Genomic DNA, 15,135 nt, shown 5'->3' with positions numbered 1-15,135 from the left:
CCGCCCGCTCACGGTTTCGGGACGACGCCGAGCTGCAGCTCGAGGTCGAACGTCAGGTCCGGCGACGTCCCTCCCGTCTGCTTCACCACCACCGCGAGGGTGTTCTCCCCCTGGACGAAGACGCTCGTGGGGAGGGTGCCGGAGGCGAGCTCGTTCTCCGCGCCACCGCTCGCGTACTTGTCGTGGGCCACGCCCTTGTCCACGTTGCGGCCGAACACCTGCGTCCCGTTGACGAACACCGCGATGCCATCGTCGAAGAGGACACGCAGGTGGGCCTGGGTGACGACGCCGTTCACGGTGATCTTCTTGCGGAAGTAGACGCTGGACTGGGAGGGCGTGGTGCGGTCGAGCACCGTGGCCTCGTCACCATCGCCATAGCCGAGCTGGGCCGCCCCCGAGGGCCAGGCCGAGTCATCGAAGCCCGCCGTGCTCCAGGCCGCGCCGGGGTCCACGCCGGTGTCCTGGTACTTCCACGTGGACCGGAACGGGATGGCCATGACGCTCAACTGTTGGCTGATGGTGAAGGGCGCGTTGCTCACGTCCGACAGGGGCGTGGTGCCGCCCACGCGGGACACGCGCACCAGGGCCTGGCTGGTGCTCACGTCCGGGACCGTCCAGGCGTACAGGCCGGTGTTGGGCACGCCGAAGGCGATGGGCGACCAGCTCGCGGCGCCATCCGTGGACAGCGCGAGGTCCACGCCCGGCACGCTGCCGGTGCTGGTCCAGGTGATGGAGGTGGAGGCGCCCGGCTGGAGCACCTCGCCGCCGTTGGGCGCGGAGAGCACCAGCGTGTCCGGTACCGGGCCGGACAGCTGCGTCACCGCCAGCGAGAGCGCGAACGTCAGGTCATCCGAGTTGGGGGACACCTGCTTCACCATCGCGGTGATCACGTTCTCCCCCACGCGGAACGGGTTGGATGCCAGCGGGATCGAAGCGCGCTCGTACGCATTCGTCGTCGAGCCGGTGGCATAGGCGCCAAAGGCCGTGCCGTTGCCCAGGTTGCGGGAGAAGACCTGCACACCGTTGACCCACACGGCGATGGCATCGTCGTAGAGCACCTCGAGGTTCGCCTCGGTGACGATGTTCTCCAGGTTGATCTTCTTGCGGAAGTACACCGTGGGAGCGCCCGGGGTGAGCACCGTGCCCTCGTCCTCGTCCCCGTAGCCGAGCTGGCCCGGGCCCGACTTCCAGGCCGAGTCATCGAAGTCCCGGGCGAGCCAGGCGGTGCCCAGATCGACGCCGCGATCGTCGTACTTCCACGTGTCGCTGAAGATGATCTTCTTCTGGGCGGCGGGCTCCACGTAGCCCACCTTCACGATGCGCCCCACCGAGGGCACGCCGCGCCCGTCCACGATGAAGAGCATGTAGTAGCCCGGAGGCGCGGCGAGGTTGTTCACCGGCGCGGACACCTGGAGCCCCCCGCTCGCCTGGGTGAAGGGCAGCTGGAGGAAGCGCTGGTGCTGATCGAAGGCGTGCGTCACCGAGCCGAGCGCCAGCAGCGTCACCTTGGCCACCTGGGCCGCGTCCGCCGTCTGGAGGAGGAAGTTCGTCCCCGGGGTGAGGACGGGGGGCGTCTCCTGGATGGAGGGACGCGGGCCGTCCTGCTCGAGGTACGGGGGCGAGAAGATCTCCGTGGTGCGGCGGTCGCGGCCACCACCGGTCAGCACGCGCCCGTCCGGCAGCAGCAGGGCCGTGGAGTGGTAGCCCCGGTAGTCCGCGGCGGGGTTGAGCTTCGTCCACGTGTTGGTGTCGGGATCGTAGAGCTCGGGCACCTTGACGGGCTGGGTCTCGTCATCGAATTCCTCGCCGCTGCTGCCGCCCGTCACCAGCACCTTGCCATCCGGCAGCAGGGTGGCGTTGAGCTGGCGCCGGGGCCAGGCCATGGGGGCGCGCGTCACCCACGTGGGCGAGGGCTGCGAGAGATCGATCTCCTCCACGGTGGCCGTGGCGGGCGAGCCGCCGCCGATGATGAGCACCTTGGAGCCGATCATCACCGCCGCGCCGTAGGCCCGGCCGTTGTACACGCTGAGCGGGCCGTCGAACCAGGTGCCGGTGCCCTCGGGATCCAACCAGCGCGAGCGGCGCCAGGGGCCCGCGAAGAACAGCTTGCCGTTGGGCGCCAGGAACATGCGCGGGTAGTAGGGCAGATCCTGCACGGCGGTGGTGAGATTGCGCCAGGTGCCCGTCTTGGACTCCCACACCTGCGGCAACGGGTTGGACATGCCCGCCGCGTGCGTCTCGCCCGAGAGCACCACCACGTCACCGTTCTGCAGCGTGGTGTTGGTGGGGTACCACCGGTTGTCATTCATGTCCTGCGTGCGGCTCCACGTGAGCGTGAAGGGATCGAAGATGCTCACGTAGGGGTAGCCCACGTGGGACACCTCGTGCCCGCCCGTCAGCAGCAGACGCCCATCCGCCAGGTACGAGTGGCCCGAGCAGAAGATGTTGTAGTCGGGCATGGGGAGATTCGTGAGCGTGCGGGTGGCGGGATCCCACAGCCGCGGCGGCGTCAGCCCCTCATCGAACTCGCCGAAGAACATCACCTTGCCGGTGGGCAGCAGGTGCGCGTGCGTGAGCGAGATGGGAAAGGTCGTCATCGGCGACCACTCCCCCGCCACCTTTGGATCCGCCGCGTCCGCCACCGGCGGCACCACCGCCAGCAACGCCCCCGCCGCCAAGAACAGACCTCTCCCCCAAGCCCCCACGGCTGATCGCCCCATCCCCGTCCCCTTCCTGCACCGCCCCCACAACGTGGCAAGTCAACGTAGGACCCTCGGGGGTGTTGCCAAGGGGTGCCTCGGTCCATACCTCCTGATCAGCGGACGACAGCTCTGGGCGTTCGTGTGTCCCGGCATCCGACATGGGAGGAGAAGGATTCGGGCGTGAAGGACACTCCGACTGCCCCGCGGGGCAGTTGTGAGCGGTCTGGCACGGGCCGAGTTTCAGGCCGCGCCGAAGCACCGTGCCGGAAGGCATGCGCGATCGGAGCACGAGGGGGGGCACAACCGAGCGGGACGAGGCCAGGGCGAGCGTCAGGGGTGTGTGTGTGTTGGGACGCGCCGGGCTCATTCCCGGCGCCGGGTTGGGATATGGAACTGTTCCCCGTTCACCTGTTGGTACTGGTGGTGATGATGAACCGGTACGTGCTCGGTCCGCTGCTGCGGCGGGTGCGGGGCCGGTGGGTGGATGCCACGGACGACGGCTACCAGCCGACCGTCACGGTGGTGATTCCCCTCTTCAACGAGGGCGAGGGCATCTACCACGCCGTGCGCAGCCTGCTGGCGCAGGACTATCCGCACGACAAACTGAGCATCTGCGTGGTGGATGATTGCTCCACCGACGACAGCCATGCCTGGGCATTGAGGGCGGCCGAGGGCCACCCGAACGTGAAGGTGGTGCGCAACCCCTTCAACATGGGCAAGCGCAAGGGCATCGCCCGGGCGGTGCGCGAGGCCACGGCGGAGATCATCGTCTCGGTGGACTCGGACGTGGTGGTGCACCCGAGCGCCGTGCGCGAGCTGGTGCGGCGCTTCGTGAGTCCCCGCATCGCCGCGGTGGGCGGCCGCACCTACGTGGCCAACCGTCATCAGAACTGGATGACGCGGATGATCGAGATCAAGTTCTACTTCGCCCAGGAGTGGCTCAAGGATCTGGAGCGGAGCTTCCGCTCGGTGCTGTGCCTGTCCGGGTGCCTCACCGCGTACCGGCGCCACGTGTTGCTGGAGCTGGATCCGATCCTCGAGGCGCGCAACATCGCCGGTGTCCCCATCAAGTACGGGGAGGACCGCTTCCTCACGCGGCAGATCGTCAAGGTGGGCTACGAGACGGTGTACACCACGGAGGCGTGGTGCCAGACGGCCGCGCCGGCCACGTTGGCGGGGTATTTCTCCCAACAACTGCGGTGGCGGCGCTCCAACCTGGTGGACATGATCTGTGGGCTGAGCCACGCCTGGAGGCTGCACCCGGTGGTGGGTGTCCACTACGTGTCACAGCTGGCGCTGCTGCTCTCCTATCCCGTCATCATCATCCACAACGTCCTCAACGGGCAGTTCTGGGGTGTGCTGCTGCTGCACATGCTCGTCATGGGGGCCATGGGGCTCATCTACCGCATCCACAAGAGAGACCTGCCTCCGGAGATGCGCGTGCCGGCGCTCTCCTTCCTGCCCATGGGGCTGTTGATGCCCGTCACCTACGCGCTCTTCACGCCGCTGGCGCTGTTCACGCTGGACTCGGGCAGCTGGGAGACGCGGGGCAAGCCGAGCGCCGCGCCGGGAGTGCCTCCGGCGAGCGCGCCGCCCGCGGATGGCACGGCCGACACCATTGCTCCCACCCGAGCGGCGGGAGGGGGTTCGACATCATGAATCAGCGCATCGTCAACAAGCTCAACACGGTCGCGGTCAACGCCTACAAGGCCCTGGGCTCGGTGCTGCTGGCGATCATCCTGGGCGGGCTCGTCTCGTACCTGGGGGTGCAGATCTTCTTCTTCGTGAACCACTCGTGGCTGACACCCACGGTGGTGTCTCCGACGGATCCGCAGATCCTCCAGCTCAACGCCCAGCTGGCGCAGCAGGCGGCCTCGCGGGACAAGCTGCTGGCGGATCGCAGGGAGCTGGAAGCCCGGATGGAGCAGGCCCAGCGGCTGGTGGGAGCGGAGAAGGACTTCCAGGAGCGTTTCCGGGTGGCGCTGGGTGGCGAGCGGACGGCGCGGGCGAAGGCGCTGCGCCGGCTGGCCACGCTGCGGCGGGAGTACCAGGAGGCCGCGCGGGAGATCGCCGAGTCCAACCGGGCCTACGCGGGCATGGCGCGCACGCGCACGGAGGCGCTCTACAACGCGCGGATGCTGGAGAAAGAGGAGCGGCTCACGGCCAACCACCAGCTGGCGCAGATGGCGCAGAGCAACCTGTCGCTGGCGGAGGGCTCGGCGGAGCTGCAGACGAAGCTGGAGGCGGTGAAGCGCGAGCTGGACGGCTTCGACGCCTCGCTGGGCGGCAAGAGCACGGGCCTCAACACGGAGGTGCTGCTGCTGGAGCGGGAGTACACGCGCTCGGTGCTGGAGGTGGCGCGGGCGGAGAGCGAGCGCCGGCACCTGACGGAGAGCCTGAAGTCGCTGGACGAGGCGGTGGCGCGCTACGACGCGCTGCTCGCGTCGATCCGGAGCTCGCCGTGGCTGGAGGCCATCGAGCGGGGGCTGACGGTGGGCTTCGTGCCGTACGAGAACCTGGACAACGCGGGAGCGGGGACGCCGCTGTACCGGTGCACGCTGAAGCTGGTGTGGTGCCGGGAGGTGGGGATGGTGGGCCAGGTGCTGCAGGGGGAAGTGACGGTGAAGCACCCGGTGCGCCAGACGATGCTGCGCGGGGTGATGGTGGAGCTGAAGCTGCGGGACGAGCGCTGGGCACGTGACGAGCTGCTGCTGCTGGGGCGGCCGCCGCTGCTGCTGTAGGGCCGGAGCGAGGAAGGAGACGGGCATGCGGTGGGCGGTGGCATGGAGCGTGCTGGCCGGCCTCGGAGCGGGAGTCGCGGGGGCCCAGGAGCCGGAGGGAGCGGCGGGAGATCCGGGCTACTGCGCCTTCGTGCGCGGGGTGGGTGACGCCGAGGCGGCGGTGCTGCTGGCGCCGGACGTATTCGCGAGCGTGGGCGTGGTGAACGCGGGCGAGGCCGGAGGGAGCGGAGGCGTGCCGCTGGGAGGCCCGACGCCGCGGCTCATGGCGGGCGTGGACTATGACTTCGTGGGGCTGTACCGGGGGCTGTCGGCCCGGCGCCGGGCGGAGGCGGAGTGCGAGCGGTACCGGGCGCTCTCGGCCCTGCAGGCGGCGGCGAAGCGGGGCACGGACGTGGGGGCCGAGGCCGCGCTGGCCGCCCGGGCCCAGGTATTGGAGGCGGCCCTGCCCGAGGCGGGACAGCTGCTGGCCTCGCTGCGCGACGAGGTGAAGGAAGGCCGGGCCACGGTCGAGGAGCTCAACGCGTTGCAGCTGCGGCTGGATGGGCTGCGGGCGCTGGCGTACGAGACGGCGAAGGAGCGCGAGCGGCTCGCCGCCCTGCCCCGCCCCGCCGAGCGGCCGCTGTCCACGTGGTTGCAGGACTTCCGCGCGGCGGATGATCGGGTGGAAGTGGAGTCCGCGGGCCTGCGGAGCGCGTCGGCGTGGAAGGTGCGGCTGCGGGGCGGGTACGACGAGTTGATCAACGTGCGGCAGGACGTGCCGCTCTTCGGGATGCTGACCGTCTCGTACAACCTGGGGAGCCTGTGGCTGCCGTCGGCGAACGCACGGGCGAGGGAGGGCCGCCGGCGCCTGCTCGAGGAGGACGTGGAGGGCGTGAGCCAGGACGTGGCCCGGCTGGTGCGCGAGCTGCGTGCGGGGCACTCGGCGGAGGAGGCGCGCCTGCGCGAGGTGTCGGTGCTGGTGACGGACCTGGAGGGACAGCTGCGGGAGCTCCAGGCGATGGAGACGGCGAAGGTGCGCCGCTATCGGGACTACCTGGTGCTGGAGCTGGCGCGGCTGAGGGCGGAGCAGGCCTGGCTGAAGACGCACGTGGCGGAGCTGGGCCGTTTCCTGGGAGAGGAGCGGCCATGATGGGCCGGCCGATCCTGCTGGCCTCGCTGTTGGGGCTGCTCGCACCCCCGGCGGCGCCAGGAGGGCCCATGAAGAAGACGGAGGAGGACGGCCCGCTCACCGCGAAGCGGATGAAGGCGACACAGGGGAAGCTGGAGCCTGTCGGGGGGGGCCGCCTGCGCATCGAGGACCCGAAGGTGCGGGCGGTGGTGTCCACGGGCGAGGGCCCGAAGGCACGGGCGCTGAAGGCCAGGGACGGAGAGGAAGCCCGGGTGGCGGAGCTGCGCTTCACCTATCTGGGGGCCACGCGCGAGCAGAAACCGCTGCAATCGGGGGAGCTGCGCCGGCAGGTGGGGCTGAAGCTGCGGGCGAAGGACGGCTGCAACGTGGTCTACGTGATGTGGCGCCTGGAGCCGAAAGCGGGCCTGGTGGTGTCGATGAAGTACAACCCGGGGATGTCGCGCTCGGACGACTGCGGCAACGGGGGCTACCGGACGGTGAAACCGCGGAGCAAGGCAGCGGTGCCCGGGCTCGAACCGGGAAGCAGCCACACCCTGAGAGCGGAGCTCCAGGGGACGGAGCTGAAGGTGCGGGTGGACGGGAGCACGGTCTGGGAGGGAGAGCTGCCAGCGGAAGCCCTCACCTTCGATGGGCCGGTGGGCCTGCGCACGGACAACGGCCGGTTCGACGTGGAACTGCTCTCGACGCCGTGACACTCCTCCCTCTCCCAAAGGGAGAGGGGATTCACACGGACTCACATCCCGGGCCTGTGCTCCACCGGGGCCTCGCGCTTCTCCTCGTCCTTCCCGAGGCACTCGGCCTTGATGGAGCACCCGTTGGTGCCGCAGCTGCCCCCATCCTGGAGATCGAAGCGCCAGCGGTGGCGGGGGCACACGAGGTAGCGCCCCTCCTCCACCCACCCCTCGCGCAGATCCGCGCCCTGGTGCGGGCAATACCGGTTGACGGCGTAGCGCATCCCGCCGGCCGTCACCACGGTGCGCTCCTTGCGCGACTCGGTAGCGAGTGTGTTGTCGCACATGACGCGCAGGTCCTCGATCTCGGCGGCGAGGAAGTTGTGCAGGCTGGCGTCATACACATCGGGCGAGCGAGAGACCCGGAAGCGGAACGACAGCAGGAAGTCCTCCCAGTTCAGCTTGCGATCCAACACGCGCACGATGTCCGCCGCGCTCGAGATGAACGTGTAGCGGCTCAAGTCGCGCACCTCGCTGACGACCTCCACCCGGCGCGAGCGGAAGTCCACGCGGATGAGCTGCCCGGGCAGCTCGATGAGGCCCATGTACAGGGGCGTCATCACCCGGTCCGCCAGCGAGAAGGCGTCCAGCTTCTGCTGCATCTCCTCGCGCAGCCGCTGGTGGATGCGGTCCACCTCCTCGAGCATCAGATTGCGCCGCCGCTCGCGGAAGACCCGCGTCTGGAGCGCGGCGTAGGAGCGCAGGTACTGCGAGACGTTCTCCTCGGTGACGCGCTCGGGGGCGAGCGACACCCTCTCCCCGAGGCCCGCGTCGAGCACGTCCCCGGGCATGGGCTCGAGCAGGCGCGGCGTCTTCCCGGCCAGCCGGTGCTGGAGGAACGTGAAGAGCTCCGAGGCCCGGGGGAAGATGTTCACCGGCTCGAGGTTGATGTGGAAGAGCGACGGATCCAGGAAGCAGGCCGGGCCGGCCGAGGCCATGTACACCCGGGGCTGGACCGTCTCCATGGCGCGAGCCACCGCCTCGAACTTGCTGGCCCGCTTCTGCCGCGAGTGCTCGGCGTACTCCTCGCGCGAGTAGTCGTAGCAGGTGGGGTGCCAGATGGCGCCCGAGAACTGGGCCGTGAAGACATCGATGGGCCCCTCCTCCGCGACGACGGCCGGCAGCCGATCGTGGATCTTGCAGTCGTTGAGGTTGAGGAAGCACTGCCCATCGGCCTGCACCAGCAGCGCCGAGTCCCGGTTGGTGCCCGAGTCCGTCAGGTAGAGCTTCAGGTAGCCGCCCTTGAAGGGCACCTCCTGCGAGTCCTCGCAGGTGATGATGCGCCTGGCGCCATAGGCCACGAAGTCGTCGCGGAGCGCCGTGCGGCGGAAGCGGCCGATGACGGCGGTGAAGTCCCGCTTCGTCAGGGTGCGCAGGAAGTCGGGATCGTAGTGATCCTTGTGCTCGTGGCTGATGTAGAGGAAGCGCTCCTTGGGCGAGTGCTCGAGCTTCTCGCGCACCAGGGGAGCGAGGTCATGGTTGCGCGGAAATTGCATCCATGCCGAGTCGAAGGCCCCCTGAGGGGACAACCATGGGTCTGCGACCACCAGGGCGTGTTGGGTTTCAATCAGGAAGCCAGCATGCCCGAGGAACGTGATCTGCATGGACGGATCCCCCCGCGAGGTCCGGTGCCCACGGACGGAGCGCCGGTGGAGCCGGAAGGCTGGTATGGGGGACCCACTCCGGCCACTGCCCCCGAGTGCGAGCTCCCGGTTCAACAGCGGGCAGAAGTCTCGCACCGTGCATGAAAAAGGCGCGGTGACGACGGAAATCCCCGCGCCAGACCCCTCATGCGAGGTGGGCTCCCTCCACCCGACCTATTCGGTGATTTCGCGCACGCTCAGCCACTTGAAGTCCACGTCCGTGGCGCTGTCCCAGCGGAACGTGGCCAGCGGACCGCCCCAGGTGATGGGCATGGCATCCACGGAGCCGCCGCAATTCGTGGCATCGCCGCCGATCTGGCCGGAGTCGGTGACGTCGTAGACCTTCTTCCACGTCACCTTGTCGGCATTGTCGTTGAGCCACAGCTCCAGCTTCACCGCGGGCTTCCCGTTGGAGGTGACGTTCTTCATGATGGACTTGAAGCCCACCCAGCGGCCCTTGAGCGAGCTGGTGCCCGTCTTGTAGGGCACGCTGTCGTAGCTGACGTGCCAGGACTCCTTCTCCCAGCGGACGCGGCCGTCGTAGTGCAGGCCGCCCTTGTAGGAGGAGCCCTCGCAGGCCAGCGAGTCGGTGTGGCGGCCGCCGCGCGCGTACCAGGCGAAGTTGTCGCTCCAATTGCTGGCGGCGTTCACCTTGACGAAGCCCGTCATCTCCACGTTCTTCCAGTCGTTGGCGGCCTGCATGTAACCGCGGCCCGCCAGCACGTCCCGGTCATACGTGGGGATCTTCTTCGAGTCGTAGCCCGTGGAGGTGCGCGCGTGCATGCGCACCTGGGTGCTCTTCATCTTCCAGGAGCCATCCGCGTTGCGGGTGATGGGATCCTGCGGGTCGAAGCGCGAGTCCTTCAGCGCGTCGTCCTTGAGGAACCACGTCTCGCCGCCCGCCTTCGTCGGGTAGATCATCTTCACGCCGAAGACATCCGTGTCCGCTGCGGGAGCCGGAGTGGGCGCGGGAGCAGGCGATGGCGCGGGAGCAGGTGCTGGACCCGGCGTGGGAGCGGGCTCGGGCGTGGGAGCCGGAGCGGGCGTGGGAGCGCTGGGGCCCGGAGTGGGAGCAGGCGACGCGGTCCCCGGGTCGTTCGTCAGGTCTCCACCCATGCCATCCCCATTCAAGCCGGGGGGCGTCCGCGAGTCCGGTACCTGCTCCGCCGGCTCACAGCCGACGGCCGAAGCCAGGAAGAAGGAGGCGCAGAGAGCGGAAAGAAGTCGGTAGCGAATCAACGAGATTCTCCATGCGAGGGGGCCGTGAGGCGGGGAGCCGCCGGCGGAGGCGCCAGGGCCACTCCGTCGAGCGCTCCCGATCGCGGAGACAGGACGGCGCGGATGGCTCCACGCCCGCTCACCGCTCCCGGGACCGGCCAGGTGCTCACGAGCCCGGTGGACATTCGGATCCAGCCGGTTTCGGGCCCCTGAACACAAGCCGACACTCCATCATCCCGCCCCCAGGTCCGGGCCCCAGGCTCGCCTGTCTGTCCTGGAGACGAGGTGAAGAGTGGCCGCTCTCCCTCGGTTTTCCCGAAGGATTGCGCCCCTATTACCTATTTGCCGAATTGTCGAGGAGCCTTTAATTCAGAAAGCATGAAGAATCAGATCAAGACGCTGCTGCTGCTCGGCGTGTTGTCGGTGGTGCTCATCGGCATCGGCGCGGCCTTGGGAAAGGGCTTCCTCCTCGGCGCGCTGGTGCTGTCGCTGGCGATGAACCTGGGAGCGTATTTCTACTCGGACAAGCTGGTGCTGAGCATGCACGGGGCGCAGGAGGTGAGCCCCCGGGAAGCGCCGGGCCTGCACCGGATGGTGGAGGAGCTGTCGGCGCGTGCGGGCATTCCCAAGCCGCGCGTCTTCCTGATGAACGAGGCGCAGCCGAACGCCTTCGCGACGGGCCGGAACCCGGAGCACGGCGTGGTGGCGGTGACGGCGGGCATCCTGGAGGTGCTCGACGAGCGGGAGCTGCGCGGCGTGCTGGCGCACGAGCTGGCGCACATCAAGAACCGGGACATCCTGGTGTCCACCATCGCGGCGGCGGTGGCGTCGGCGGTGACGTACATGGCGCACGCGGTGGGCATGTTCGGCTCGATGTTCCTGGGCCGGGACGAGGACGGAGAGGAGGGCCTCTCTCCGCTGCAGACGCTGGCGCTGGCGCTGGTGGCGCCCCTGGCGGCCACGGTCATCCAGATGGGCATCTCGCGCTCGCGCGAGTACCTGGCGGACCAGACGGGCGGGGAGATCTCCGGAGATCCGGAGGCGCTGGCGAGCGCGCTGCGCAAGCTCGAGGCGGGGGCGATGGCGCTGCCGGTGGAGGGGCGTCCGGCGACGGCGAGCCTGTTCATCGTGAGCCCCTTCGCGGGGATGCAGAGCATCCTGTCGCTCTTCTCGACGCACCCGCGGACGGAGGAGCGCGTGCGGCGGCTGCGTGAGCAGGCCCTGCGGATGTCCACGCCCCGGGGCTGGAGCGGGAGCGCCCTCCCCTTCGCCCGCTGACGGCTTCCCCTCCCCTTCACAAAGAAAGACATCCCTTCATGGACATGCAGAGTGTAGGCAGCCCCGCCCTCTGGGCGGGGTTCATCATATTCGTGCTGTTGATGCTGGCGCTGGACCTGGGCGTCTTCCACCGGAAGACGCACGAGGTGAAGTTCAAGGAAGCGCTGACGTGGAGCGGGGTGTGGATCTCGCTGGCGCTGGTGTTCAACCTGGGCATCTGGTGGAAGTTCGGGCCCACGCCGGGGATGCAGTTCCTCACGGGCTATCTGATCGAGAAGTCGCTGTCGATCGACAACATCTTCGTCTTCGTCGTCATCTTCTCGGCGCTGAAGATTCCGGCGGTGTACCAGCACCGGGTGTTGTTCTGGGGCATCCTGAGCGCGCTGGTGCTGCGCGCGGCGATGATCTTCGCGGGCGTGGCGATGCTGCAGCGCTTCCACTGGCTGATCTACGTCTTCGGGGCGTTCCTCATCCTCACGGGGGTGAAGCTCTTCCTGCAGCGCAACAAGGAGGAGCACCCGGAGGACGGCGCGGTCATGAAGCTGGCGAGGCGGGTCATCCCGTCCACGCCGCGCTTCGACAAGGATCACTTCTTCACGGTGGAGAATGGCAAGAAGCTGGCCACGCCGCTGTTCATGGCGCTGGTGCTGGTGGAGCTGACGGACGTGCTGTTCGCGCTGGACTCCATCCCGGCCATCTTCGCGGTGACGACGGATCCGTTCCTGGTGTTCACGTCGAACATCTTCGCCATCCTGGGCCTGCGCTCGCTGTTCTTCGTGCTGGCGGGGGCGGTGGAGAAGTTCTCCTACCTGAAGGTGGGCCTGTCGGCGGTGCTGGTGTTCGTGGGCACGAAGATGGCGCTGGTGGACGTGGTGAAGGTGCCGCCCGCGGTCTCGCTGGGAGTCATCGCGCTGCTGCTGGGCGGCTCCATCGTGGCCTCGCTGCTGAAGGCGCGGGCGCTGGAGCGGGCCGGGGCGGACAAGGCCCTGGCCTCGCGGGGGCAGCCGGCGCCCGCGGCGGAGTGAGCTCCGGGGCAGGCCCGGAAAACACAGAGGCCGTGAGCCCCTGGGGACTCACGGCCTCTGTGTTTGTGGGCGCACCAGGATTCGAACCTGGGACCCCTGCCGTGTGAAGGCAGTGCTCTACCGCTGAGCTATGCGCCCGATTGCGGTGATCGGGACCCGTCGGAGTGGGCGCACCAGGATTCGAACCTGGGACCCCTGCCGTGTGAAGGCAGTGCTCTACCGCTGAGCTATGCGCCCCCGACGAAGCGACGGGTGGGTAGATGCCACCCGCCGTGTTCCCTGTCAACGGCTATTCTCGCGCGATTTCTTCCAGCCGCTCGTCCAGCTCGCGCAGCCGGCGCTTGAGGCCGGAGAGCTTCTTGCCCACGGCCTTGAAGTCGCTCCGGGTCGCGAAGCTCAGCGCCCTCATCAGCTCCTCCTGGCCCCGGTCCAGCGCCTGCTTGCCCCGCTGCACGGAGCCGAGCGCCTGGGCGACCGCCATGGCCCGCTTCTCGTCGGCCAGCAGCTTCTCCATGGCCTTCTGCGACACGCCCAGGGCCTGCTTCTTCAGGTTGCGGCGAATGCTCATGACTGCCCCCCGCGGGCCGTCATGGCCCGTCCACGTACTCCGTCTTGAGCGCCCCGAAGACGCGATCCGCGATGCCCTTGAACCGCAGGCGCTCGATGAGCTGCTGCAGGTCTCCCTTCACCGCGATGCGCCGCCGCAGCACCGCCTCCACGGGATCCAGGCTCCCCTGCAGCAACTGCTTCCACACCGTGTAGGGCGCCCGCGCCAGGTAGGCGGGATCCAGCTCGTCCAGATCGTCCGGCTCATCCAGCACGCGCAGCTTCTCGATGCGGCCGCCGCGCGGCACCAGGTGCGCCACGAAGGCCCGAGCCAGCTTGCCCGGCTCCGCGTCGACGATGACCCCGATCTCTCCCTGCCACCCCTGGGCGGCGAGCGAGCTCTCCGGATCCGAGTTCACCAGCCGAACCGCCTCCTCACACCACTCCTTGGACGGGAACGTGGCCATGCCGCCGCCTACCCCCTACGGAAGATGCTCTTGACCTTGGAGAACAGCCCGCTGCTCTCCTGGTGGGACGACGGCGTGGACGCCGCCTGCTCGGCCTTCTGGGCCCGCTCCTCGGCCACCCGCGCCAGCTCCTTCTTGAGCAGCTCGGGCGTGTCCCGCGTGGCCAGCTCGATCCGCCGGGGGCCGCCCGGCTCCTCGACCATGACCTGCAGCAGGCACTCCTCGTTGAGCCGGAAGTCGATCTTCCGCCCCGCCGCCTCGGCCGGTACCCGGAGCGTGCCCAGGTACTCGTTGTCCACCATCAGGTCGCTGTCGCCCTGGAAGATGTCCATCTCGATGAAGGGCGCGCCCGGATCCTTCGGAGGAGGCAGCCGGAAGCTCTTCACCAGCGGGATGATGGAGTTCTTCTCGATGACCCGGCGCACGCGCCCGTTGGGCAGCGCGTAGCCGATGGGCATGGACACCGCGTCCAGCAGCGTCACCGAGTCGATGGTGCCCAGCGAGTCCGCCAGCAGCGCGGCGCCCAGGGCCACGCACTCGTCCGGGTGCACGCCCTTGCGCGGCGGCTTGCCGAAGTGCTCCTGAATCCGCTGCTGCACCAGCGGCATGCGGCTCTGCCCGCCCACCAGGATGATCTCGTCGATCTCCGAGCGGTGGATGCCCTTCTCCGCCAGCACGCGGTCGCAGATCTCGAACGTGCGGTCCACCAGATCCATGGTGAGCGCGTTGAGGTTCTCGCGCGTCAGGGGAATCCGCAGGTCCAACGGCTTGCCCTTGCGCTCCTCGATGTAGGGCAGGTCGATGACCACGTTGGGGATGAGCGTGAGATCGATCTTCGCCGCCTCGGCCGCGTTCTTGATGCGCTGCATGGCGATGGGGCTCTGCGAGAGGTCGACCTTGGTCTCCTCCCAGAACTTCTCGAGCACGTAGTCCATCACCCGGTTGTCGAAGTCGACGCCGCCCAGGAAGGTGTCGCCCCCGGTGGCCAGCACCTCGAAGACGTTGCCCGTCAGGTGCAGCACCGAGACGTCGAAGGTGCCACCGCCCAGGTCGTACACGAGGATCTTCTGATCCAACCCGCGGTTGAAGCCGTAGGCGAGCGCCGCCGCGGTGGGCTCGTTGACGATGCGCTTGACGTTGAAGCCGGCGAGCTTGCCGGCCTCCTTCACCGCCTGGCGCTGGCTGTCCGTGTAGTACGCCGGCACGGAGATGACGGCCTCGTCGATGGGGCCGCCCAGGAACTGCTCGGCGATCGTCTTGAGCTGCTTGAGGATGAAGCTGGAGACCTCGGGCAGCGTGTACATGCGCCCGCCCAGCGTCACCGCCGCCTCCCCGTCCGGGGCCTCGACGATGTCGTACTTGAAGTAGCCCTTCAGGTCGTCGACGACCCGGGACTGGTACTTGCGGCCGATGAGGCGCTTGGTCCCGTAGAGCGTGTTCTTCGGGTTGGTGACCATCTGATCCTTGGCCACGCCCCCCACCAGCAGCTCGCCCTTGCCGGAGAGCGCCACCACCGAGGGCAGGATCAGATTGCCGCGATCCGTGGGGACGATCTTCGGGATGCGGTTCTTCACGGACGCGACCAGTGTGTTGGTCGTTCCCAGATCAATCCCGATGATGCGAGGTCTGTCCGCCATGGTGGAGTACTTCTCTGT

12 protein-coding genes and 2 tRNA genes are annotated in these 15,135 nt (G+C 68.6%); 6 read left to right on the top strand and 8 right to left on the bottom strand.

All coding sequences use genetic code 11. The features are described 5' to 3' along the window. Nucleotides 1-8: 8 nt before the first annotated feature. Nucleotides 9-2,678, bottom strand: a complete 2,670-nt coding sequence (locus VFZ09_RS36060; protein ID WP_329732297.1) for a galactose oxidase-like domain-containing protein — start codon at nucleotides 2,676-2,678, stop codon at nucleotides 9-11. Nucleotides 2,679-3,089: 411 nt separating this feature from the next. Here VFZ09_RS36060 and VFZ09_RS36055 point away from each other — a divergent pair, with 411 nt between their 5' ends. From VFZ09_RS36055 to VFZ09_RS36040, 4 genes are read left to right on the top strand one after another with little or no spacing between them, the layout of a single operon-like run. Beyond that, nucleotides 3,090-4,361, top strand: a complete 1,272-nt coding sequence (locus VFZ09_RS36055) for a glycosyltransferase (RefSeq protein WP_329732296.1) — start codon at nucleotides 3,090-3,092, stop codon at nucleotides 4,359-4,361. Beyond that, the gene (locus VFZ09_RS36050) at nucleotides 4,358-5,443 is read left to right on the top strand and encodes a hypothetical protein (RefSeq protein WP_329732295.1); all 1,086 of its coding nucleotides are present in this window, start codon (nucleotides 4,358-4,360) and stop codon (nucleotides 5,441-5,443) included. The genes VFZ09_RS36055 and VFZ09_RS36050 overlap by 4 nt, the downstream gene beginning before the upstream one ends. A gap of 25 nt (nucleotides 5,444-5,468) precedes the next feature. Continuing rightward, nucleotides 5,469-6,572: a hypothetical protein gene (locus tag VFZ09_RS36045; protein WP_329732294.1), complete on the top strand. Its 1,104-nt coding sequence runs from the start codon at nucleotides 5,469-5,471 to the stop codon at nucleotides 6,570-6,572. Further along, nucleotides 6,569-7,264: a hypothetical protein gene (locus VFZ09_RS36040; protein WP_329732293.1), complete on the top strand. Its 696-nt coding sequence runs from the start codon at nucleotides 6,569-6,571 to the stop codon at nucleotides 7,262-7,264. Before VFZ09_RS36045 ends, VFZ09_RS36040 begins: the two co-directional genes overlap by 4 nt. A gap of 41 nt (nucleotides 7,265-7,305) precedes the next feature. Here VFZ09_RS36040 and VFZ09_RS36035 read toward each other — a convergent pair whose 3' ends face one another. Beyond that, on the bottom strand, nucleotides 7,306-8,907 hold the full coding sequence (locus tag VFZ09_RS36035) for a Rieske 2Fe-2S domain-containing protein (RefSeq protein ID WP_329732292.1): 1,602 nt from the start codon (nucleotides 8,905-8,907) through the stop codon (nucleotides 7,306-7,308). Nucleotides 8,908-9,120: 213 nt separating this feature from the next. Beyond that, a complete protein-coding gene (locus VFZ09_RS36030; RefSeq protein ID WP_329732291.1) occupies nucleotides 9,121-10,185 on the bottom strand; it encodes a carbohydrate-binding protein in 1,065 nt (354 codons plus the stop codon). Nucleotides 10,186-10,542: 357 nt separating this feature from the next. Here VFZ09_RS36030 and VFZ09_RS36025 point away from each other — a divergent pair, with 357 nt between their 5' ends. Both VFZ09_RS36025 and VFZ09_RS36020 read left to right on the top strand, forming a co-directional pair. Beyond that, entirely contained in the window at nucleotides 10,543-11,442 is a 900-nt protein-coding gene (locus tag VFZ09_RS36025; protein ID WP_329732290.1) for a zinc metalloprotease HtpX, read from the top strand. Between the two features lie 38 nt (nucleotides 11,443-11,480). Beyond that, nucleotides 11,481-12,467, top strand: a complete 987-nt coding sequence (locus VFZ09_RS36020; RefSeq protein ID WP_329732289.1) for a TerC family protein — start codon at nucleotides 11,481-11,483, stop codon at nucleotides 12,465-12,467. Nucleotides 12,468-12,533: 66 nt separating this feature from the next. Here the strand turns inward: VFZ09_RS36020 and VFZ09_RS36015 are convergent. From VFZ09_RS36015 to VFZ09_RS35995, 5 genes are all read right to left on the bottom strand, one after another. Beyond that, a tRNA-Val gene (locus VFZ09_RS36015) sits at nucleotides 12,534-12,605 on the bottom strand. 27 nt (nucleotides 12,606-12,632) lie between these two features. After that, a tRNA-Val gene (locus VFZ09_RS36010) sits at nucleotides 12,633-12,704 on the bottom strand. A 52-nt stretch (nucleotides 12,705-12,756) separates the two neighbouring features. Beyond that, entirely contained in the window at nucleotides 12,757-13,035 is a 279-nt protein-coding gene (locus VFZ09_RS36005; protein WP_073567106.1) for a hypothetical protein, read from the bottom strand. A 19-nt stretch (nucleotides 13,036-13,054) separates the two neighbouring features. Beyond that, complete coding sequence (locus VFZ09_RS36000) at nucleotides 13,055-13,480, bottom strand: hypothetical protein (RefSeq protein WP_329732288.1); 426 nt, start codon at nucleotides 13,478-13,480, stop codon at nucleotides 13,055-13,057. A gap of 8 nt (nucleotides 13,481-13,488) precedes the next feature. After that, a complete protein-coding gene (locus tag VFZ09_RS35995; protein ID WP_329732287.1) occupies nucleotides 13,489-15,117 on the bottom strand; it encodes an Hsp70 family protein in 1,629 nt (542 codons plus the stop codon). Between the last annotated feature and the right edge of the window lie 18 nt (nucleotides 15,118-15,135).

The sequence above is a fragment of the Archangium sp. genome (assembly GCF_036277355.1).
In the GTDB taxonomy this organism is placed as follows: domain Bacteria; phylum Myxococcota; class Myxococcia; order Myxococcales; family Myxococcaceae; genus Archangium.
The sequence above is the reverse complement of the archived record's forward strand: the minus strand, read 5'-3'. Positions and strand labels throughout refer to the sequence as shown.